This window comes from Clostridium sp. CX1 (assembly GCF_025398335.1).
GTDB classification, from domain to species: domain Bacteria; phylum Bacillota; class Clostridia; order Clostridiales; family Clostridiaceae; genus Clostridium_AM; species Clostridium_AM tanneri.
The window spans coordinates 74,824-97,815 of record NZ_JAODOO010000016.1 but is presented as its reverse complement, the minus strand read 5'-3'; the positions used below and the strand labels follow the sequence as shown (position 1 = coordinate 97,815).

The following is a 22,992-nucleotide window of genomic DNA, read 5'->3' as shown; positions in this document are numbered from 1 at the left end:
GGGCTTATTTGGGTTTGAAATATCACTAAAATTTCCATGGAATACAAAAAAACGCTGCCGCGTTAGCATATTTTTTTATGCTAATGCGACAGCCCCTTTTATTTAGTTATATCCAGCTATTCAATGTATTTTTTTCTTATTTCCTCAAGATCAGCTTTTTTTACATCCTCTACAACTTCGATAACACCAAGAATAGTTTCATCTTTAACTATCCCATAGCCACCTAGTTTATCGAAAGTTATCTCTAGGTCCACAACTCCTTTTTTTCCTTCAAAATATGTTAGTACATCACCGGTTTCAGCAGATACCAAATCAAATCTTCCTTCAGCGTTATCAAAGGAAGTTAAGTCAAAGGTTAGCTTAGTCTTTTTGTCCTTATCTACAACAACGATGAGAGGCTTTAGTTCGTAACCAACTCCTTTAATTGTAGTGCTTTGATTATTACCAACTACCAAAGCTTTGTTAACTACTATCTCAGTAGGAACTTTACTTAAATCACCGTAAATACTGTCCTGTTGAGGTACAGCAGCGCCTCCTCCACAGCAGCCGCTGCTTCCTGCAGGAGGCAGGGAAGAATCTGTTTTGGATGTATCCACCGAATCTAAGTTATCTGTTACTTTAATAACTCCTCTTATCATTCCCATCCAGCAGCTAAAGGTAATATCATCAGCTGTTGGTGTAAATTCTATTATATTTTCTCCACTTTTTAGTTTTTTTCTTATATTTTGAGAAGGAACAACAATTTCGTTATTACAGGATGTAATTTGCTTACCATCAATTATCCATTTAACTGGAATACCTTTTTGGACATAAAAAGCATTAGGAATATATCCGTTGCTGTCTGCAGTCATATTTATAATTTGAACACCATCTTTTAATGTAGCTTTAGCTACATTTGCACCAGAAGATCCTACAGCCCTTTGTGGCATAAGTGAGCCTATTGTAGGGAGGTTTACACCGGCTAGTGCCAGGCCTCTTCTTCCCATTATAAGCCCGAGAACCACCACAAGAATTCCGCTGAATTTTAAAATTTTCTTTGTATACCCTTTGCTTAGCAGTCCCGAAATTGCACCAAAAGTCATCATTAAAGGCACTGTTCCAAGAGCGAATATAAACATTGATAAGGCGCCTTTTAATGCACTACCTGTGCCTAAAGCATAAAGCTGCATAGTTTGCAGGGGGCCGCAGGGCATAAAGCCATTTAAAATACCTACTACAAAAGGGGCTTTTGGTTTGTTTTTAACCTTACAAAAAGACCAAGGAAGTTTTACTTGAAGCTTCCTAAACAAGGAAAAGCCAGCCATATTAAGCCCCATTATGATCATAAATATCCCTGCAAAAATTTGAAGTGCTGATTGAGTTCTTAAAGAAAGAGATAAAACAGAACCTAGGGCACCAACTATGCCTCCTAAAATAGTATAAGAGATTACTCTTCCTAGGTTATATAATAATGTTGGTTTTATTGCTTCCAGCTTACTAGTGTCTTTATATGATAAACTTTGAGAGAGCATTATTCCACCGCACATACCTACACAGTGAATAGATGTCAGGATTCCCACTGTAAACAGAACAAAGTAGGTAGCACCATTTAGCATACTGCTCATATCAATTCCAGAAGTTGAAGAACCAAGTAGAATAATAGCTGCTGCGATTACAAATATTCCAGCTAGATGAAAGCTTCCAGATTTTTCAGTAGAGTACCCTGCATTATTTATAATAGTTTTTAGCTCATTTAAGCTGCACAAATCCGAATCGAACTCAATAGCTACAAATTGTTTAACATAATCTGCTTTTACCTTTAAAACTCCAACTTGCTTTAAAAGCTTTCCTTCAATAGTCTTTTCACAAGATGAACAGGTCATATCATATACTTTTATCTTTATTTTTTTTAAAGTCATAAATCCACCTCTTAATCAATAATAGCTTCAGTTATTATTTAGAAGTATACAACATTTTTATGTAGAATTTATGAAGATAAAAGTGTAAATTTTAAATTGAAACTTTACATTATTAGAAATTAATGATATTTTATATAGTATATGTGATTGAATAGGAGTGGTAGCAGTGAACAGAACAGTAAAAGTTTTCTTATTAGCACTGGCGACGGTTTTTACAGTTAATGGTGCAGTTTTTGCAGCGCCTAGAAGCAATTCTCAGTCTCAGGTTGAGAATTTAGAGATAAATATTGAAAAGCTAGACAATCAAATAGAAAGCGTGTTACATAATTTAGAGGATAATAAAAAACAGATAGCTAAAACAGGAAATGATATAAAGACTGCAGAAAAAGAAATAAAAACTGCGGAAGATAATATAAAAAAGCAACAAGGTATATTTAATAGTAGAATGAGAGCAATGTACATAAATGGTTCTAGTGGATATATAAATTTAGTATTGGATTCAGAAGGTATTGGAGATTTTATTTCAAGAGTTGATATGATGAAAAGAGTTATCAGCTTTGATAAAAAAGTAGTAGAAGATTATAAGGTAAAGCAGAGTGATATTAAAAATAAAAAGGACAAGCTAACTGCAGAAAATAAAAGGTTAGTATCTTTAAAATCAGATAACGAAAAAAAATTATCTAAACTTAATGAAGATAAAGAAAAGCAAAAGGCTTTAGTTGCCCAAGCAAGACAACAACAAAGGCTATTAGCTTCAGCAGACCAGGCTGTAGTTAATAGTGCATCAAAACAGGTTCAGGATATAAGGAAAGCAGCACCTAAAGTAAATTTATCAAGAGGTGCAGCATCAACTAGCAGTAACAATGTAATAGCCTATGCTTCCAATTTTTTAGGAACACCTTATGTATGGGGTGGAACTTCTCCTAATCCTGGCTTTGATTGTTCAGGATTTGTTCAGTATGTTTATGGACACTTTGGTGTATCTACAGGCAGAACAACTTACGATCAAATAAATCATGGGGCAGCTGTATCAAGAGACCAGCTTCAGGCAGGAGACTTAGTGTTTTTTGGGACAAGCGGAAACCCTACTCATGTAGGTATTTACCTAGGAAACGGTGCCTACATTCATGCTCCTCAGACAGGAGATGTAGTAAAAATATCACCACTTAATAGAAGAGATTATTTAACTGCAAGAAGAGTTAATTAATAATATATAAAAAAACCATCTTTAGTAAAGGGTGGTTTTTTTTCATTTAATTTAATAGGTTAATAATCTTATAAATGCACAAACTGTCATTACAAAGGAAATTTAAATTAAAGAAAAGCTAAGGAGGAATAACATTATGGCAAGCAGAAATAGTAATAGAGTATTAGTACCAGAAGCAAAGGCAGGATTAAATCAATTTAAAATGGAATCAGCTAGAGAAGTAGGAGTAGATTTAAAAGAAGGCTATAATGGAGATCTTACAGCAAGAGAGGCTGGATCAGTAGGTGGAAACATGGTTAAAAAAATGGTTGAAGCTTATGAGCAAGGTTTAAAATAATATGAAGAAAAAAATCAGGTAGGTCATTTACTACCTGATTTTTTTCTTCATATTTTCTTCATAAGAAAGTGATATTATCTTCTCAAAGAAAAAGAGGAGGTAATAACATTGAATATGACACATTATATGTCCCTTCTAGCAGAGAATCAGCCTTGGAACTTAATAATATTTATGGCTATACCTGTTATAATGGCAGAAACACTTACCATAACTGAATTTTTTATTATTTTTAACAGAACTAAAAGTGGTGGCCTAAGGACGCTGAATAAAGTAGTTGGAATTTTTGATGGTTTTTATTTTACAGGAATTTTTATTTATCTATTGTTTAATGCAGTTATTCCTTTAACCCAAACTGGTGGTTGGCATACCTGGGTAGATGTGGTAGCTGTTGGTTTTTATTTAAGTGGAGTTTTATTCCTACTTCCAATTGCATTAATGGAGCTAGGTATTATATTTAGAAAAAAGACTGACAATGAAAAAATGAAAATTCATTTTATTTTAGTAGGTGGTTTCTTAGTTGTTGCACATATTGCAATGATTTTTGGTATGGTAGATCCTTCAATTATAAATGATATGTCAAATATGAAAATGGATATGTAGCATTATTATGCGACACACAGGTTACTAAGTTTTAATTCTTACTATAACTTTCCTTTTTATCTAAATAAAAATATCCTTATATTATAGGGCGATAAGCCCTAGCGTTATAAAACTTTTGGGTGCACTAAAAACAGGTGTGTAGGTAGGGGTATACTGCGTAGAAAGCTTCGAATGAGGTTAGAAGGTCTTATGCTGGTGATTTTGAAAATGTTAACGAAAACTCGGCTTTCGAAGAAAGTATTGAGTTTGAGTTCATTTTCAAAGTTGAGCCAGCATTAGACCTTCTTCCTGAAATGAGGGCTTTCAAGCAGTATACCTCTATCGGTCACACCGGTGTTCAGTGCACCCAAACTTTTAGTATTTAGGACAATGGCCTAGCTTTAAGTTTTAGCCTCAGTCTTAATGGATTTTAAAACTAAAAATCCTGCTAGTGCCGATACAACAGATGCGGATATTATACTAATCTTAGCAGTAGACAATAAAGGCCCCTCAGTAAAGGATAGTGATGCAATAAATAATGACATTGTGAACCCAATACCGCTAAGTAAGCTGGCACCGTAAAGATGTTTAAAGGTTACTTTTGAAGGTAGCTTAGAGATTTGAAATTTAACTAATAAATAAGAGGTTATAAAAATACCTAATTGTTTTCCTAAGAAAAGACCTAGGAAAATCCCAAGACTGACAGGGGTTAAAAACTGTTCAGTAAAGCTGTTGATTTGAATGGTTACCCCTGAGTTAGCTAATGCAAATATAGGCATTATTAAAAATGCAGACCAAGGCTCTAAAAGATGTTCTAGTTTATACAACATTGATTTTTTGAATGTACGAATATCTCTTCCAGATGGTATTGTCATTCCAAGTAAAACTCCAGCGAAAGTTGCATGTATACCGGACTTTAAAAAGCTAACCCACATAATAAGGCCTAAAGTTAGAAATACAGGGACGGAGTTGACTTTGAATTTATTTGCCAGTATAAGAATTATTAGTATTGCCAAAGCAATTATAAGGGCTATCCAAGAAATTTGGTTAGTATAGAATATAGCAATTACCAAAATAGCACCAAGGTCATCTACTATAGCTAAGGCAGTTAAGAAAACAGCAAGGCCTTTAGGTGCTTTTTTCCTTCCTACTAACGAAAGTATGCCTAAGGCAAAGGCTATATCAGTGGCCATAGGTGTACCCCAACCAGCAATAGTTTCTTGGTTATAGTTAAACACTATATAAATTAATGCAGGGATAATCATTCCACTAAAGGCAGCAGCTACAGGAAGTATGGTTTTTTTAATATCCTTAAGTTCACCAACTAGGACTTCTCTTTTAATTTCCATGCCAATGACAAAGAAAAACACAGCCATTAGCCCATCATTTATCCAATGAAGAACTGACATTGATAAGGAGTACTTACCATATCCAATGGTTACATAGCTATGCAGTATATTGTTATAAGTAGATGCTATGGGAGAGTTTGCAGCAATTATTGCTATAATGGCGCAAATCATAAGTACAATACCGCTAGTAGATTCATGTTTGAAAAATTCTCTAAAAGGGGCAAGAATTTTACGTGCAAGTTTTACCATAATTTAATCACTCCTTTATGTTATCTAACTAATAGTCTAATCACAGATAATAATATTATTATCTGTATAACTTTAAATTGTTAATCTTTTTTGTTTAGTAGCATAAATGCAAAAAATAAAAAGAAGGAAAACTCATAAAAGAGTTTCCCTCCCTAGAAACCGAACTGCTTGAAAGCAAATTTTTAAATTTGCCCAACCGATAAGTATTCTTTTTGTTTTGTAGTAAAAATTATATCTTTAAATAATGCAGATGTCAATATTTATTAATATAAAATATCTTTATAAGGAGTCACAAAAACCCTATATCTTAATATAATATTATTAAGCAAATATGGTAAATCTAGTTGACAGATATAACATAAATGGTATACTATACTTAAACATATGAATATATGTTCAAATATAAAGAAAAAGGTGATAAAGGTGATTATTTTTGAAAATAATATAGATGTTTGCAATTGTAATGTAATACATGAAGATATAGTGCAAGAGGTAAGAAGTAATATACCTAAGGAAGAAACTCTCTACAGTTTATCAGAGTTGTTTAAAGTTTTAGGTGAACCTACTAGAGTTAAGATTTTATATGCTTTACTTAATGCGGAAATGTGTGTATGTGATATTGCGGCATTATTCAATATGACTCAATCTGCTATATCTCACCAACTTAGAATTCTAAAGCAATCAAGACTTGTAAAGTATAGAAGAGAAGGTAAGATTGTTTATTACTCTTTAGATGATGAACATGTTAAGCAAATATTTGATCAGGGATTAGTTCATATAAGCGAAAAATAATAAATTTGCATTTTATCCAATATATGTTAATCTAAAAATAATGAATTAGGATCAAGTGTAATATTCATTGAAATTTAAAAGTAACCTCAGACTATTAAATTTAATATTTTAAGGGGGAAATAATATGGATACTAATGTTAAAGAAAAGGGAGTGACTGGTGGAAATCTTATAACAGTAGTTAAAAAGAAACCGGGAAAGCTCAAAAAAGAATTAATATTAGAGGGGTTATGCTGTGCAAACTGTGCATCTAAAATTGAGCAGAAAGTTGGACAGTTAAATGGGGTAGCCAGTGCCTCTATGAACTTTATTACAAAAACTTTAGCGGTAGAATTAGAAGAAATAAACAAGGTGGACGAATTTATAGCAGCAGCAAAAAGTATCATAAATAAAATAGAACCGGATGTAGTGGTTAGAGAAAAAGTAACAGACAAGAGCGTTAAGACAGTATTAATATTAGAAGGATTGTGTTGTGCAAATTGTGCAGCTAAAATTGAAAGAGAAACGGAAAAGATACTTGGTGTACAAGCATCCACAGTAGACTTCGTATCTAAAAAGTTAATTATAGATATAATAGATACTAATAGAAGAGATGAAATTTTTCATGAAGTAACAAAGATTGTAAATAGAATAGAGCCAGATGTAAAAGTGATCATAGAGGAGCAGGGTAAAACTAAAAGCTTAGAAAGTCATCAGCATACTCATGAACATGGAGGTGTGGACAAAGACGATTTTGTAAAATTTGCATTAGGCGCTGCTGCCTTCGGAATAGCTACAGTTTTAAACTTTTCCTTTTGGATAGAGTTTACCCTATACTTGGTAAGTTATTTATTAATAGGAGGAGAGGTATTAATAAAGGCAATCAAAAATATAGGTAGAGGGCAAATTTTTGATGAGAATTTCTTAATGTGTATAGCGACCATAGGAGCCTTTGCAATTAAACAATTTCCAGAAGCTGTAGCGGTTATGATGTTTTATCAAATAGGCGAGTTTTTCCAGGACTTAGCAGTGGATCGATCTAGAAAATCTATATCTGAACTGATGAATATTAGACCAGACTTTGCAAATGTGAAAGTTGGACAGAGTATAAAAAGGGTAGCACCAGAAGAAGTTAAGGTGGGAGATTTTATTTTGGTAAAGCCTGGTGAGAAGATTCCCTTGGATGGTAAGGTAGTTGAAGGAAGCTCTATGCTTGATACATCAGCCTTAACCGGTGAGTCTCTTCCTAGAGAAGTTCAATCTGGAGATAATGTGCTAGGCGGTTTTATAAATAAGAATGGACTTTTAACTATTAAAATAACTAAAGAGTTTGGGGAGTCAACAGTAGCTAAAATACTAGACTTAGTACAAAACGCAAGTAGTAAAAAAGCACCAACGGAGAGTTTCATAACTAAATTCGCAAGATATTATACACCAGCAGTTGTAATACTTGCAGCAGCTTTAGCTTTCTTACCACCATTATTTATAACTGGAGCAACCTTTTCAGAATGGTTGTATAGAGCATTAGTTTTTCTAGTGGTTTCCTGCCCTTGTGCTTTAGTTGTTTCGATTCCTCTTGGGTTCTTTGGAGGAATAGGTGGAGCATCTAAAAATGGTATTCTTGTAAAAGGTGGAAACTACTTGGAAGCTCTTAATAATGTAGAGACAGTAATATTCGACAAAACTGGTACTTTAACAAAGGGAGTATTTAAAGTTACAGAAATAAAGCCTAAGAGAAATGTTACAAGAGAAGAGTTACTAGAATATGCGGCATATGCAGAAAGTTACTCAAGTCACCCTATTGCAACATCTATATTAAACGCTTATGGTAAAAGAGTGAAAAAAGAGGAAGTTCAAGGTTATAATGAAATTTCAGGCCAAGGAGTGAAAGTAAGATTAAAAGGAAAAGAAATATTAGCAGGAAATTCAAGGTTAATGAAGAGTCAAGGAATTTCATATGATACTACAGAAGTAGTAGGAACAGTAGTTTATCTGGCTGTGGATAGACAATATGCAGGTTATATACTTATCTCTGATGAATTAAAGGAAGATTCAGCAAGGGCAATAGAAGCTTTAAGAGCTGTTGGAGTTAAGAAGACTGTAATGCTTACTGGCGACAATAAGATTGCCGCAGAGAAGATAGCTAGCGGCTTAGGTCTTGACGAAGTGTATTCAGAACTTTTACCAGATCAAAAGGTTGAGAAATTAGAAAAACTAGATAGAGAAAAATCCTCTAAGAGTAAGCTGATATTTGTAGGAGATGGAATTAATGACGCTCCTGTACTTGCAAGGGCGGATATAGGAATAGCTATGGGAGGAATAGGTTCTGATGCGGCTATAGAAGCGGCAGATGTAGTAATTATGACAGATGAGCCTTCTAAAATAGCTACTGCAATTAAAATAGCTAAGAGGACAAAAAGCATAGTATGGCAGAATATAATATTTGCATTGGGAGTTAAGGCTATAATACTAGTTTTAGGAGCTTTAGGTGTGGCTACTATGTGGGAAGCCGTATTCGGAGATGTAGGAGTGGCATTGATAGCAGTGCTAAATGCAATGAGAGCAATGAAGATAGATAAGGCCTAAAAATTACAAGTGTAAATTAAATCATTAATAAATACAGAAAATTAAAGGGAAAAATAGATTAAATAAAACAGAGTCAAAGAAGTCTCTATGGAAGCGCAAAATTCCGTAGAGACTTTTTTCTGTAATAAGCTTTAAATTTATCAGTTGGAAAATATCACATTAAATTTTTGTAAAAGAGCATTTTTGTAACAGAACATACACAATGGGGTGATATAATTAGAAAATAAGTTTAGCTGAGGAAAATTTAAATACTTATCACTATAATTTGGAGTTATCATTTATTGAAGGGAGAATATTTATGGTATCTAGGAAGGTTTTAGCGTTAGTATCACTGGCGGTTTTAATAGTTGGAGGCAATTTTCTAACTTGGCAACCTGAAGCACTAAATAGCAATGGTATAAATAATACAAACATAAATAAAACTGTACAGGCTTTCTATCATAGTGGTGTTAATACAGGAAATATAAAAAAAGATTTGCCTAGTGGTAAAAATTATATAGATGCATCAGGGCGATATAATAATAAACAAGATATGAAAAGACAGTTAAGAGGTAGGGAAATTAGGAGAGTACAAGGACAAAATCCAGTAGGAATAGTTGAGCCGATAAAAAGGACTCCTGTAAATAAAAATTCTGGCATTACCGATATAGCTTTAAACACTGATTCCGCTGTAAATGATCCGGGATATAAGTATGAATGGGCTGTGACTTTAACAGAGGCAAATAAGTCATGGGCTTTAATTAACCAACAGCGACAAATTAAAGTTGCAGTAGTAGACACAGGAGTTGATTATACTCATAATGATTTAAAGAATAGAGTTCTTACGGATTTGGGGTATAATTTTATTGATAATAACAAAAATGTAATGGATGATAATGGACATGGAACTCATGTATCTGGAATTATTGCAGCAGAGGCCAATAATAATGAAGGTATAACAGGGATAGTAGGAGCATTGGATGTAAAGATTATACCTATAAAGGTCCTAGATGCACAGGGAGAAGGAGAGGCAGATGTGGTTGCTAAAGGAATTAAATATGCTGCAGATAACGGTGCAGATATTATAAACCTAAGCTTTGGTACTGAAGGTGAAAGCAGGGTTATTGAAAGTGCTATAGCATATGCCAAAGAAAAAGGAGTATTTATTGTAGTTGCTGCAGGTAATGACAATTCAGATGCTGATTTATACACTCCTGCTGGAGATGATAAAGATGTTTATACAGTATCTGCTATAAGTCAACAGTATAAAAAAGCTAGTTTTTCTAATTATGGAACGTCAATTGATGCTGCTGCACCGGGAGTTAAAATAATAAGTACTGTACCTAATGGGTATGCAGTTTGGGATGGTACCAGTATGGCTGCACCTATAGTATCTGGAATCTCTGCATTAGTTAAAGCACAAAACCCTAATTTGACACCGGATGAAATTGCTGAGGTTTTAAATAGTACTACAACAGATATATTAACAACAGGGGAAGATTTACAGTCTGGTCATGGCTTAGTCAATGCTTATAAAGCTGTAAATAAGGTGAAATCCAATTTTTAAAAAGTTTTAGAAAGTTGGAATGTTCATTGAAAAAAAATCATAATGATATAGTACTCAAAGTACTAATTAAGATGCTCTCAATCAAAGCTATTCAAAGGAGGCATACGAAACAATGCTTGTAAGTCATTCCTATACTTTTCCTGTAAGCGAAATACGCAAACAGTTTCCGGCTTTAAGAAGAATCTATAATGGTAAACTGGCTGTTTATTTAGACGGACCTGGAGGTTCACAGGTAGTTGACACTTCAATTCAAGCAATATCAAACTATATGTCTAGTGGTAGTGCAAATCTTCATGGTCAGTTCCCAACTAGTAGAGAAACAGAAGAATTAATAAGAGAAGCAAAGGAAGCAATTGCAGATATGTTTGGAGCAAAGTCAAAGGAAGTGGCCTTTGGAGCAAATGCTACAAGTTTAGAGTTTTCAATTTCTAGGGCTCTTGGGCGCAATTGGCGAAAAGGAGATGAGATAGTTCTTTGTGAGTCAGATCATAGAGCAAATGTAGATCCTTGGTTAGCTATTGCAAAGGAAAAAGGAATGATAGTAAATTGGTTAAAAGTAAATAAGGATACTCTTACTTTAGATTTTACTACTCTTGGTTCTATTATAACGGATAAAACTCGTCTTATAGCCATAGGACTTGCTTCCAATGCTGTAGGCACAATAAATGAAGTTCAAATAGTATCATCTCGTGCAAGAGCAGTTAACGCTATTGTAGTAGTGGATGCTGTTCATGCCGCACCCCATTTTTCAATTAATCGTGATGAGTTAGGAGCAGATATTTTACTATGTTCAGCTTATAAATTCTTTGGACCACATATAGGTATAGCAGTAATTAAAGAAAATCTATTCAGAAGCTTAAACTCCTATAAGTTAGAACCAGCTCCATCTTATATTCCCGATAAATTAGAAACTGGTACTCAAAGTCATGAAGGAATAGCCGGCATAAAGCCAGCTATTGAATTTATAGCATCTCTTGGCACAGGAGAAACACGGAGAGAAAAAATAATATCAGGCTTTAAAAAAATAGAAGATTACGAGAATAGATTAGCTAGTAAGATTAGAAAAAGATTAAGTAAATTAGAAAGAGTAACTTTATACCAGGCCCCTGAGTGGGCTGGAAAAACTCCCACTATTGCCTTTACAATAGACGGGATGTCTTCAAAGGAAGTATGCAGAATAATGTCAGAAGAATATTCTATATTTGCTGGAGATGGGCATTTTTATGCAACTACCTTAGCCGAAAAGCTTAATGTAAATAAAACAGAAGGTTGGATTAGGGTAGGAATTGCGCCTTATAACAGTGAAGAGGAAGTAGATTTATTTATTAATGCAGTAAGAACATTAGTTAGTCAACTGCAGTAAAACACTAATAAGAACCCATTTCTTAAAAGACGTTAGGAAATGGGTTCTTATTTTGCTAAAAGAATATTACGTGGATAATTTATTTTTTGAAATAAGTATTATTTTTTAATAGTTTGTAATGAAATATGTAAAATTAAATATAATAAAAGAATTAATGTCATATAATGGGGACAAATTTAAAGAGATAGAATAGAAAAATTCAGACTAATACAGAAGATTATAAAAAGTAATACAGCTTATCGAACTGTGGTGAATTGCATTATAAAATCTTAAAAATAAACAAAAAAACTATTGATACAGATTTCAAAATAGTATATAATAGACTCATAAGATAAGAAAAAGTCGTAATTGATTAAAGTATAAATGAAGGAATTAAAATAGGGATAATTCATTTATAGAATTAAGGAGTGAATGCAGATGATAAAACAATGGATGGGTTTTAATGAAGGTAAATGGACAGAAGAAATAAATGTTAGAGACTTTATACAAAAGAACTATAAAGTATATGAAGGAGACAAAAGTTTTTTAGCATCTCCTACAGAAAAAACTAAGAAGGTTTGGGAGCAGGCAGAAACGCTTATAATAGAAGAAATTAAAAAAGGTGTTATGGATGTTGAAACTAGTAGGTTTTCTGGTATAAACAGTTTCGAGCCAGGATACCTTGATAGAGAAAATGAAGTAATAGTTGGTTTTCAAACAGACGCCCCTTTAAAGAGAATAATGAACCCATATGGTGGAATGAGAATGGTAGAACAATCTCTTGAAGCTTATGGATTTAAGATGGATGAAGAGTTAAATAAGAATTTTAAAAAGTACAGAAAAACTCACAACGAAGGAGTTTTTGATGCTTATACAGAAGAAACAAGAAAGGCAAGAACAGTAGGACTACTTACAGGACTTCCAGACGCTTATGGAAGAGGAAGAATAATAGGCGACTATAGAAGAATAGCTCTTTATGGAATAGACTTCTTAATAGCTCAAAAGAAAAAAGATTTAAAAGAATTAAAAGGTTCATCAGAAGAAATTATAAGACTTAGAGAAGAAGTGAATATGCAAATCCGTGCTATGGTAGAATTAAAGGAAATGGCTGCGTCATACGGATTTGATATATCAAGCCCAGCTGAAAATGCTAGAGAAGCAGTTCAATTCTTATACTTTGGATATTTAGCTGCAGTTAAGGAAAATAATGGAGCTGCAATGTCTCTTGGAAGAAATACTACTTTCCTAGATATATTTATCGAGAGAGACCTTGAAAGTGGAATTATTTCAGAAGAAGAAGCTCAAGAAATAATTGACCAATTTGTTATAAAGTTAAGAATGGTAAGACATTTAAGAACTCCAGAATATAACGACCTATTTGCAGGAGATCCTAACTGGATAACAGAATCAATTGGAGGAGTAGGAGTAAATGGAAAGCCGCTTGTTACTAAAACAGCTTTTAGATTCCTACACACTTTAACTAATTTAACACCAGCACCAGAACCAAACATGACGGTACTATGGTCAGAAAAGTTACCAGCTAACTTCAAGAAGTACTGTGCAGAAATGTCTATAAAAACTGATGCTATTCAGTACGAAAATGATGATATAATGAGACCAATATATGGAGATGATTATGCTATAGCTTGCTGTGTATCTGCTATGGAAGTTGGTAAGAGAATGCAGTTCTTCGGCGCAAGAACAAACCTTGCTAAAGCATTACTTTATGCTATAAATGGTGGAGTTGACGAGAAGAAAAAGGCTAAAGATGGCAGCTTAATCCAAGTTGTACCTGGAATAGATAGAATAACTGATGAAGTTCTAGATTTTGATAAGGTAATGAAAAACTACAACAAAGTTATGGAATACGTAGCTGAGTTATATGTAGATACAATGAATACAATTCACTATATGCATGATAAATATGCTTATGAAGCAGGACAAATGGCTTTACATGACACAGATATCAAGAGATTTATGGCATTTGGTATAGCAGGATTATCTGTTGCAGCAGACTCACTAAGTGCTATAAAGTATGCTAAGGTTACACCTGTAAGAAACGAAGAGGGAATAGCTGTTGACTTTAACATAGAAGGAGATTTCCCTAAGTTTGGAAATGATGATGATAGAGTAGATGACCTAGCTGTAGAGGTTACAAAGAAATTCTCTACTGAACTTAAGAAGCATAAAACTTATAGAGATGCAGAACATTCACTTTCTGTTCTTACAATAACATCTAACGTAGTATATGGTAAGAAAACTGGATCAACTCCAGATGGAAGAAAAGCAGGAGAAGCTTTTGCTCCAGGAGCTAACCCTATGCACGGAAGAGATGAGAATGGAGCCTTAGCATCACTTAACTCAGTAGCTAAAATACCTTACAGAGAGTACTGCCAAGATGGAGTTTCAAACACATTCTCCATAATACCAGATGCTCTTGGAAAAGATGAAGAAAGTAGAATAAATAACCTTGTAAATATGATGGATGGATATTTTGGACAAGCTGCTTTCCATTTAAATGTTAATGTTCTTAGAAGAGAAACATTAGAAGATGCTATGGAGCATCCAGAAAAATATCCAACTTTAACAATAAGAGTTTCAGGATATGCTGTTCACTTTAACAGACTAACTAAAGAACAGCAAAGAGAAGTTATAAGCAGAACATTCCATGGAACAATGTAGTTAGTATATTGTAGTATCCCCTATAATTATATAACATCATGGATGGGCCCGTTGTTTTAATGCAGCGGGCTAAAGTTTTAGCTAACGATAGATTTAGTTTTGCTAAGAAAACTTTCGAATTTTAAATTTTACAAAGGGAGGATAATAAAATGACACTAGGAAGAATACATTCCTTTGAGAGTATGGGTTTAGTAGATGGGCCTGGAATTAGAACTGTAGTGTTTATGCAGGGCTGTGCTTTAAGATGTTCCTACTGCCACAATCCAGATACATGGATCTTTGCTGGAGGAACAGAGATAACACCACAGGAATTAGTGAAAAAGATTATAAGATTTAAACCTTATTTTAAGGATGGTGGCGGAGTAACATTTTCAGGTGGAGATCCTTTAATGCAGCCGGATTTTTTAGTAGAAACATTAAAACTATGCAAGGATGCGGGAATCCATACTACCATAGACACCGCAGGCTATGGTAGAGGAGGGTATGAGGAAATATTAAAATATATAGATTTAGTTCTCCTTGATATAAAGCATGTTACTGACGAAGGTTATAAAGACTTAACTGGAGCTAGTAAAAGAGGTTTTGATGAGTTTTTGGACGCTGTGCAAAAGGCAGGTACCAAGCTTTGGATAAGACATGTAATAGTACCAGGTATAACGGATTCTAAAGAGCATATTTTAAAATTAGCTGGAATGATAAGAAATATAAAAAATGTTGAAAAGATAGAACTTCTTCCATATCATACTTTAGGTGTTGACAAGTATAAAAAACTTGGCATAGAGTACAAATTGGAGAATGTAGAGACTATGGATGAAGAAGACTTGAAAGAGTTAGAAAATACTTTAAAAGAAGAGTTAAATAATTAAGTGGAATAATAATAAAGGGCTTTGGTAATCCCCTAAGTTAAGAAGAGCTGTTCAACTGAAGAGCTCTTTTTGCTTTGGGAAAAATAGTTTTATATAGACAGTTTATTTGCTGATTACGAGATCTGATATATTTTAAAAATTTAATACATAAAAATAAATAGTTAAATAATAGTGATTTTCTCTTTGAACTGTGCTAAAATCTATTTGTAAAAATGTAATATTTTATTATAAAATGTTGAAGAAAATATTTTCTTAGTGATGTTAGTTAACTAATGAAGAGACTGAACTAAAGGCTCTCTAGAGAAAATGTTATCAAAATAAGGAACTATAAAATTTTAAGTTTTAATAAGATTACAAATAAAGTTTACCATCTACAAAATTAAAATTGTCTGTAAAATATTAAAAAAATCTAATTTTTTACGACAATTAAAGTATAATTAAACTTTGAAAGGAAGAACTTTATGAAAAAAAATATATCCATAAAATTAAAGATTTTAACAGTGCCTTTAACTATAATGTTTATAGTTATAGCTATAATAGCTACAGTAGCTATTACTATCGCTAGAGGCAAAATAATAGGCCAAATGCAGAATGATGGGGCAAATATGGCAAATCAATTGGCAAGCGAATTTGGGAAAAACAGTGCTGCTATAGATACTTTAAATGAGTCTATAGACACTAGAATAAAAACTTTAGGAAATTTCATTGTAACTAACTCTAATAGCGTAAATAATGAATATTTACTAGCTATAGCAAAGCAATTTGAAGTTGATGAAATAAACATTGTAGATTCTAGTGGAAAGATAGTTTATTCAAATTTACAACCTAATATAGGATTCGTATTTGACGATAAGCATATCTCTAACTCAGTGCTAAAGAATGAGAAGGGAGAGCTTATGGAAGCTATAAGAAAAAGCTCTGTAGGTGACAACTACTATAAATATGGTTATATAGCAAACCAAAATGGTGGAATGGTTCAAATAGGAGTACTTGCAAATAAAGTTCAAAAATTAAGTGAAAATCTACAGCTGCAAACTTTAATTCAAGATTTAACTAAGGATAAAAATATAGTGTATGCATTATTTATAGATAAAAACTTAAAAGCTGTAGCTCATAGTGAAAAGGATAGAATTGGAATATCACTCAATGATGAAGGAAGTAAAAAAGCAGCAGTAGAAGGAAAGACACATTCTTCAACTTTCCTTTATAAAGATAAGGTAAAAGTATATGATGTATTAGTTCCAGTTTATAAAAATGGTGCTCATATAGGAGCTATAGATATAGGGTTGTCTCTAGAAAACGTAACCAAGACTGTATATAATACAGTAATGTTAATTTCAGCCATTGCATTAGCTGCTTTTATAATATCCTCATTAATTATGATGAAAATATCTAGGGGAATAATAGATCCGCTTTTGAAACTAGTACAAGTATCAAAGAAGATATCTGAGGGGGATTTTGATAATGAGATATCTATTCAAAGTAATGATGAAATAGGGGTACTAGCATTAAGTTTTAGGAATATGTCAGATAGTCTTAAAAAAACCATGGGAATGATAAAAATGCAAAGTGCCAATGTAAATGATATGGCACAAAGTCTAAATATGAATGCAGAGCATATGAGTGGTGCTGCAAGTGAAGTTGCAGGAGCAATTCAGGAGGTAACTAAGGGAGCAGAAGAGCAGGCCAATGCTCTAGTTGAGGTTGCTAATCATATGTCTAGTCTATCTGATGAACTAGAAAATATAGAAAGAAAAATATCCATAGTAAAAGAAAGCTCAGATGCTACTGGAGATAAGGCGGCAGCTGGAAAAGATCAAATTGATATTTTGTTAAAATCAATTCAAGATATAAAGCTATCCTTTGAAATGGTGGTGGATAAGGTTAACAGCTTGAATACCAGTGTGTCAAAGGTGGGAAATATAACAGAGGTAATAAATGGAATATCAGAACAAACAAATCTTTTAGCTCTTAATGCGGCGATAGAAGCGGCAAGGGCAGGAGAATCAGGCAAGGGGTTTGCGGTGGTAGCAGAGGAAGTAAGAAGACTCGCTGAACAATCAAAAGGGTCCACTGAAGAAATACAAAGATTAATTTATTCAATAAGCAGTGAAACTGGAGAGGTAATAACAACGTCAAATGATGTTAAAAGCTTGGTGGAAAACCAGGTTAACATTGTAAAGAACACAATTATATCTTTCGACGATATGATTAAGGCCGTATCGAATATAACACCATTGGTAAATGACTCTTATGTATCTCTAGAAAAAACTATGAAATCCAAAGAATTAGTTTTAAGTAAAATAGAAGAAGTAACTTCAGTAGCAGAAGAAACGTCTGCGGCTTCAGAGGAAATTTCAGCATCTTCTCAGGAAATGATGGCAAGCACTGAGGAAGTTTCTAAATTTACATTTAAGCTAAATGATGTAGTAAAGCAGCTTAATGATGAGACAGATAAATTTAATATATAAATACTGAAATAACAGCTGATTCATTAGTATGAATCAGCTGTTTAACTAGCTTCTAATCCTAAATACATTTGGTTCTTTAGAATTATATTATAGTTACTTATAAGCTAAAAGCTTTCAAAGCAAAGATAATAATATTTCCAATATAGAAATTTTGAAGATTATAATAAGTTGAAAATAAGATCTTTCAAAATTATTATAATCTCTATTTTTATAAGATTAAAATTCGATATTTTAAAGGGGTTGAGAAATAACAATACATATTTAGGGGGAGAGTCCTAAATAAGCTGGATTAGAAACTATAAGAAGCAATAAACATTACTTCCTATAATTATTATAGCATATGAAGATTTAAAATCAACGCTTGTTTTAGAATATTTAGAAAATTCAAAGAAAGGAAAGCTGCAAAGTTAAATCAACATGCAACCTATATGCTAGGTAAGCAAAAATTAAATTGTTTTTATATGCACGTATATGTTATACTAATTGTATAATATGTATTATAAAGTATACTAAATGTTTGGGAAAATTAAATAAAGTATATCATTAATTTAGTGTAATAATGCTTTAAAGGAGATAAACAATATGATTTTCTATGATGAAAATAATTTGGATTTAATAGAAAAAGATTTAAGATATTTGCAATTATTATCTAAGCAATATCCAACAATTTCAGTTGCTAGTACGGAAATAATTAACCTTCAGGCGATTTTAAACTTGCCCAAAGGAACAGAGCATTTTATGACTGATGTTCATGGTGAATATGAGTCCTTTACCCATATGCTTAGAAATGCTTCAGGTGTGATAAAAAGAAAGATTGACGATGTGTTTGGAAATTCACTTAGGGAAGAGCAAAAGTCTAGTCTTGCAACATTAATTTACTATCCAGAACAAAAGTTAGAGCTGATTAAGCAAACGGAAACTAATCTTGAGGACTGGTATAAAATAACTCTTTATCAACTAATTGATTTGTGCAAAAATATATGTTCAAAATATACTCGTTCGAAAGTTAGAAAGGCTTTAACTCAAGATTTTGCATATATAATTGAAGAGTTGCTTCATGAACATGATGATAGAGTGGATAAACAGGCGTACTATAATGGTATTATAAAAACTATAATCGATATAGATAGAGCAGGAGAATTTATCATTGCTATATCTAACGTTATACAAAGATTAGTAGTAGATAGATTACACATTATAGGAGATATATATGACAGGGGACCTGGTGCTGAAATAATAATGGATGCATTAATGGATCATCACTCAGTAGATATACAGTGGGGAAATCATGATTTATTATGGATGGGAGCTGCAGCTGGCTGTGAGGCTTGTATCTGTAATGTACTTAGAATATCCCTTAGATATGCGAACCTCAGAACTATTGAAGATGGATATGGCATTAATCTACTACCTTTAGCTACCTTTGCTATGGAGTTTTACAATGATGATTCTTGCAAGGGCTTTGTATCTAAAACATTAGACAAGAATGTAAGTGAAAATGAATTAAATCTTCTTGCTAAGATGCATAAGGCTATTTCTTTGCTTCAATTTAAAGTAGAAGGTCATATTATTAAAAGGCATCCAGAGTTTCAAATGGATGACAGATTGCTTTTAGATAAAATAAATGTGGAAACCGAAGAAATCCAGTTATACGGAAAAAATTATAAACTTAATGATATAGTGTTTCCAACTGTTGATTGGAGCGATCCTTATAAGTTAACTGAGAGAGAAGAAGATTTACTTAAAAAGCTAACAGCATCTTTTGTTAACAGTGAAAAATTACAGAGACATATTAAGTTTTTATATAGTAAAGGAAGTATGTATTTAACTTATAATTCTAATCTTTTATTCCATGGATGTATACCTTTAAAAGAAGATGGAAGCTTTAAAGAAGTAAAAATAGGAACTATAAAATATAGTGGTAAGGCACTTTTGGATAGAATTGACAGGGTTGCAAGAGATTCCTATTTCTTCAAAGATGACATTAAATTGAAGAAATACGGAATGGACATGATGTGGTATTTATGGTGTGGACCAGATTCACCTGTATTTGGGAAGAAGAGAATGACTACCTTTGAAAGATATTTCATTGACGATAAATCCACTCATTATGAGGAAAAAGATTATTATTATAAATATAGAGATAATGAACAGGTATGCAAGAATATTTTATCTGAGTTTAATCTTAATCCTAATACTTCCCATATTATTAATGGACATATTCCTGTAAAAACTAAGGAAGGGGAGAGTCCTATTAAAGCAAATGGACGGCTTCTTGTTATTGATGGGGGCTTTTGTAAAGCTTATCAACCACAAACAGGGATTGCAGGATATACACTAATTTATAATTCCTATGGTCTGTTGCTTACATCCCACGAACCATTTGCAGCTATTAAAAGGGCGGTTCAAGAGGACAAGGATATCATCTCCTCTACTAGAATATTAGAACATGTAGTTGCACGAAAGAGAGTTGCAGATACTGATGTAGGAGTAGGCTTAAGAGAAAGAGTAGCTGATTTAGAAAAGCTTTTAATAGCTTATAGAAAAGGACTTATTAAAGAAGGTAGTGAGGAAATAGTATCATAAAAGCAGTTTTATGCGATACAAAAATTTGAAGCACTGAACACTGGTGCTTCAAATTTTTGTGTCCCATAATACTTCTTATAATAGTGATGAAAACATTCTGCAGAAGGCTTCAAAGGCTTTTGTAATTGGAGAAAGATTGTTAAAAAAGTCTTCTGTTATCCTTTTGCTTCTTTTCAAGTCCTCAAAAAATAAATTTTCCAGTTCTTCTGTAGTTTCCTCATCGTAAATTACAGCGTTGATTTCATAGTTTAATACATAGCTTCTTATATCCATATTAGCAGTGCCTATTGTACATATCTTTCCATCTATAGAAGTAGTTTTCCCGTGGATAAATCCATTATAGTCATAAAAATATATCTTTACCCCATTTCTAGCTAAATCTTCTAGATATGTTCTTGAAGCATAATGAACTAGGAGGTGATCATATTTTCCAGGAAATAAAATATGAACACTAACGCCGCTTAGTACAGCAATTTTTAAAGCATTTAAGATGCTTTCACTTGGGATAAAATAAGGAGTTGTTATATAAATATGGTCCTGTGCCATACTTATCATTTTTAAAACTGCCTGCTCGATTGCTGGAAATTCTGAATCAGGTCCACTTTTTACTAATTGCATTAGTTTTCCGTTGCCATACTTGGTTTGGGGAAAAAAATCTTCGAAATTGTCTCCGTAGGAAAACTCTTCCTTATTGGCTGACTTTATAGTTGCAAAATCATCTAAAAATACTGCTTGAAGACCATAGGCGAAATCACCTTTTACCATAATGTGAGTGTCTCTCCAGTATCCAAATTTACTTTTTCCTATATACTCATCTCCTATATTTATACCTCCAACAAAGCCAACCTGGCCATCTATTACTACAATTTTTCTATGGTTTCGATAATTAATTTGAGTATTAATATACCTAAGCAAAGGTGCTAAGAAATAAGAGTATTGAACTATATCTACTCCCGCTTCTTTAAGTTCTGTGATGTAGGATTTTTTTAACTTTATACAGCCTACTCTATCAAATATTAATCTTACTTTCACTCCTTCTAAAGATTTCTTTATAAGAATTTCTTTTATTTCACTACCTATACCATCACTTTTTACAATATAGTATTCCATATGAATATGATTTTTAGCTTTTAACAGTTCTTCCTTTAATGATTCGAATTTTTCTGTACCATCTTTAAAGATTTTGATACTATTGTCTTTAAAAAGAGGGGACTCACTGTTTTTTGAGAGTAATTCGATTAAAGTAGTGTAACTGTTATTTTTTACATTTTTTATTGCCTCATAGATTAGTCTTTCCACATTTATATTGGTTTCATTATGAAGTTTATGCTTTTTCCAGTTTCGTCCTAGGAATATATATAGAAAAAAACCTATAGGAGGAAATAAAATAAAAACTAGCAGCCAAGCAATAGTTTTTTCTGGATTTTTCCTTTCTAATATAATTATAAATATAGATACTATTGCGTTAATTAAAAATAACCAATAGAGAGTAGTTTTCAACTTATTTCCACCTCCTTACAGTTATAATTTTTTATATTTGATTTTTAAGTTTCACGTAGTTAACTTCTTGAAGAATTTTATTTAATTAATAAAATTCTTTCTTAATTATAACATATTTAGAAAAGTTAAATAGGTACCAAGTAATTTTTATAAGAATAAAACAGTATTAGCTATTTTACCCACTAGTATATGAAATTACTCACATTAGTATAATAGTTTAAAATGGGAGCATTAAGAGTAAAGTTTTTTAATAACTATTATAAAAAAAGGGTTTTCACGGAATATATAGAATATTTTATTTGTAAAGTAAAATTTAGTTATAGTTTAATTGAAAGGGTGAGTTTTATGGACTTTGATAAAATATTATACTATGGTGCCACACCTACCTTTGTATTATTGTTTATTTTTTTGGCCTATGCCCTAGTAAAAAATTTGAAAAATAATAAAAAGCAATAAAGGTGGCACTATTGTAAATATGTTGCATTAATAAAAGGTATTTAAATGCTCATAATAAATTAAGAAAGTTAATTATGAGCTAGGAGTGATTTGAATATGCCACCATTAACATTGAAAGCAAAGGCTATCAGTTTATATAACAGTACAACAGTAAAATGTGAAAGTAGAGGATTTACTTTTACTCTTCAACAATCAGAAGAGAATCCGGAAAAAAATTATGCTATGAATCCTATGGAAGCGTTACTTTGTGCTTTAGGAGGATGTCAAGTTATCACAACAATTAACTATGCTAAAAAGCATAATATTGATTTAGAAGGCGTTTCAGTTGAATTGGAAGGAGAATTTGATACTGATGGTATACTTGGAATAAAGGATGTAAGATCAGGGTATAGCGGAATAAGTTGTAGGTTACTGTTAGATACTAATGAAAGCTCCAGAAAAATTGATAGTTTAATTAAAACTTTGCAAGAAAAGGCACCAGTAGTAGACACCATTAATAATCCGGTAAAACTACAGATAGAAGCAGTTACAATGTCTAAACATTAACGGTATTAATTTTTAGTTTTAAG

Annotated in this window: 15 protein-coding genes and 1 other annotated feature; of the genes, 12 read left to right on the top strand and 3 right to left on the bottom strand. The window is 32.5% G+C overall.

From position 1 onward, the window contains the following. Positions 1-116 precede the first annotated feature (116 nt). Positions 117-1,898, bottom strand: a complete 1,782-nt coding sequence (locus tag N4T77_RS16165) for a sulfite exporter TauE/SafE family protein (RefSeq protein WP_261672875.1) — start codon at positions 1,896-1,898, stop codon at positions 117-119. Positions 1,899-2,064: 166 nt separating this feature from the next. Between N4T77_RS16165 and N4T77_RS16160 the strand changes: the two genes are divergently transcribed. The 3 genes from N4T77_RS16160 to N4T77_RS16150 all read left to right on the top strand — a co-directional run bounded on the left by N4T77_RS16160 (position 2,065) and on the right by N4T77_RS16150 (position 4,042). After that, positions 2,065-3,105 (top strand): NlpC/P60 family protein, encoded by a 1,041-nt coding sequence (locus N4T77_RS16160; protein WP_261672874.1) that lies wholly within the window; start codon positions 2,065-2,067, stop codon positions 3,103-3,105. Between the two features lie 136 nt (positions 3,106-3,241). Continuing rightward, the gene (locus tag N4T77_RS16155) at positions 3,242-3,442 is read left to right on the top strand and encodes an alpha/beta-type small acid-soluble spore protein (protein ID WP_261672873.1); all 201 of its coding nucleotides are present in this window, start codon (positions 3,242-3,244) and stop codon (positions 3,440-3,442) included. A 108-nt stretch (positions 3,443-3,550) separates the two neighbouring features. Beyond that, on the top strand, positions 3,551-4,042 hold the full coding sequence (locus tag N4T77_RS16150; protein ID WP_261672872.1) for a DUF6803 family protein: 492 nt from the start codon (positions 3,551-3,553) through the stop codon (positions 4,040-4,042). 380 nt (positions 4,043-4,422) lie between these two features. Here N4T77_RS16150 and nhaA read toward each other — a convergent pair whose 3' ends face one another. Further along, the gene (nhaA, locus tag N4T77_RS16145) at positions 4,423-5,622 is read right to left on the bottom strand and encodes a Na+/H+ antiporter NhaA (protein WP_261672877.1); all 1,200 of its coding nucleotides are present in this window, start codon (positions 5,620-5,622) and stop codon (positions 4,423-4,425) included. A 138-nt stretch (positions 5,623-5,760) separates the two neighbouring features. Beyond that, positions 5,761-5,817 (bottom strand) — a sequence feature (sodium ion sensor (DUF1646 type); this cis-regulatory element may regulate processes involved in with the transportation of sodium ions). 186 nt (positions 5,818-6,003) lie between these two features. Between nhaA and N4T77_RS16140 the strand changes: the two genes are divergently transcribed. The 8 genes from N4T77_RS16140 (at position 6,004) to N4T77_RS16105 (ending at position 20,467) form a co-directional block, all read left to right on the top strand. Continuing rightward, the gene (locus N4T77_RS16140; protein ID WP_261672871.1) at positions 6,004-6,411 is read left to right on the top strand and encodes a metalloregulator ArsR/SmtB family transcription factor; all 408 of its coding nucleotides are present in this window, start codon (positions 6,004-6,006) and stop codon (positions 6,409-6,411) included. Between the two features lie 124 nt (positions 6,412-6,535). After that, complete coding sequence (locus tag N4T77_RS16135) at positions 6,536-8,974, top strand: heavy metal translocating P-type ATPase (protein ID WP_261672870.1); 2,439 nt, start codon at positions 6,536-6,538, stop codon at positions 8,972-8,974. Positions 8,975-9,272: 298 nt separating this feature from the next. Next, positions 9,273-10,520, top strand: coding sequence for a S8 family peptidase (locus tag N4T77_RS16130; protein WP_261672869.1), 1,248 nt, complete (start codon positions 9,273-9,275; stop codon positions 10,518-10,520). A gap of 112 nt (positions 10,521-10,632) precedes the next feature. Next, positions 10,633-11,883 carry a cysteine desulfurase-like protein gene (locus N4T77_RS16125; protein WP_261672868.1) on the top strand — a complete coding sequence of 417 codons (1,251 nt, stop codon included), beginning with the start codon at positions 10,633-10,635 and terminating at the stop codon, positions 11,881-11,883. 417 nt (positions 11,884-12,300) lie between these two features. Beyond that, complete coding sequence (gene pflB / locus N4T77_RS16120) at positions 12,301-14,544, top strand: formate C-acetyltransferase (protein ID WP_261672867.1); 2,244 nt, start codon at positions 12,301-12,303, stop codon at positions 14,542-14,544. A gap of 149 nt (positions 14,545-14,693) precedes the next feature. Beyond that, the gene (gene pflA / locus N4T77_RS16115; protein WP_261672866.1) at positions 14,694-15,410 is read left to right on the top strand and encodes a pyruvate formate-lyase-activating protein; all 717 of its coding nucleotides are present in this window, start codon (positions 14,694-14,696) and stop codon (positions 15,408-15,410) included. 461 nt (positions 15,411-15,871) lie between these two features. Beyond that, a complete protein-coding gene (locus tag N4T77_RS16110; protein ID WP_261672865.1) occupies positions 15,872-17,881 on the top strand; it encodes a methyl-accepting chemotaxis protein in 2,010 nt (669 codons plus the stop codon). 582 nt (positions 17,882-18,463) lie between these two features. Further along, positions 18,464-20,467 carry a fructose-1,6-bisphosphatase gene (locus tag N4T77_RS16105; protein WP_261672864.1) on the top strand — a complete coding sequence of 668 codons (2,004 nt, stop codon included), beginning with the start codon at positions 18,464-18,466 and terminating at the stop codon, positions 20,465-20,467. A gap of 75 nt (positions 20,468-20,542) precedes the next feature. Here the strand turns inward: N4T77_RS16105 and cls are convergent, their stop codons facing one another. Beyond that, the gene (gene cls, locus N4T77_RS16100; protein WP_261672863.1) at positions 20,543-21,967 is read right to left on the bottom strand and encodes a cardiolipin synthase; all 1,425 of its coding nucleotides are present in this window, start codon (positions 21,965-21,967) and stop codon (positions 20,543-20,545) included. A gap of 552 nt (positions 21,968-22,519) precedes the next feature. Here cls and N4T77_RS16095 point away from each other — a divergent pair. Beyond that, positions 22,520-22,969, top strand: a complete 450-nt coding sequence (locus tag N4T77_RS16095; RefSeq protein ID WP_261672862.1) for an OsmC family protein — start codon at positions 22,520-22,522, stop codon at positions 22,967-22,969. Positions 22,970-22,992: the final 23 nt, after the last annotated feature.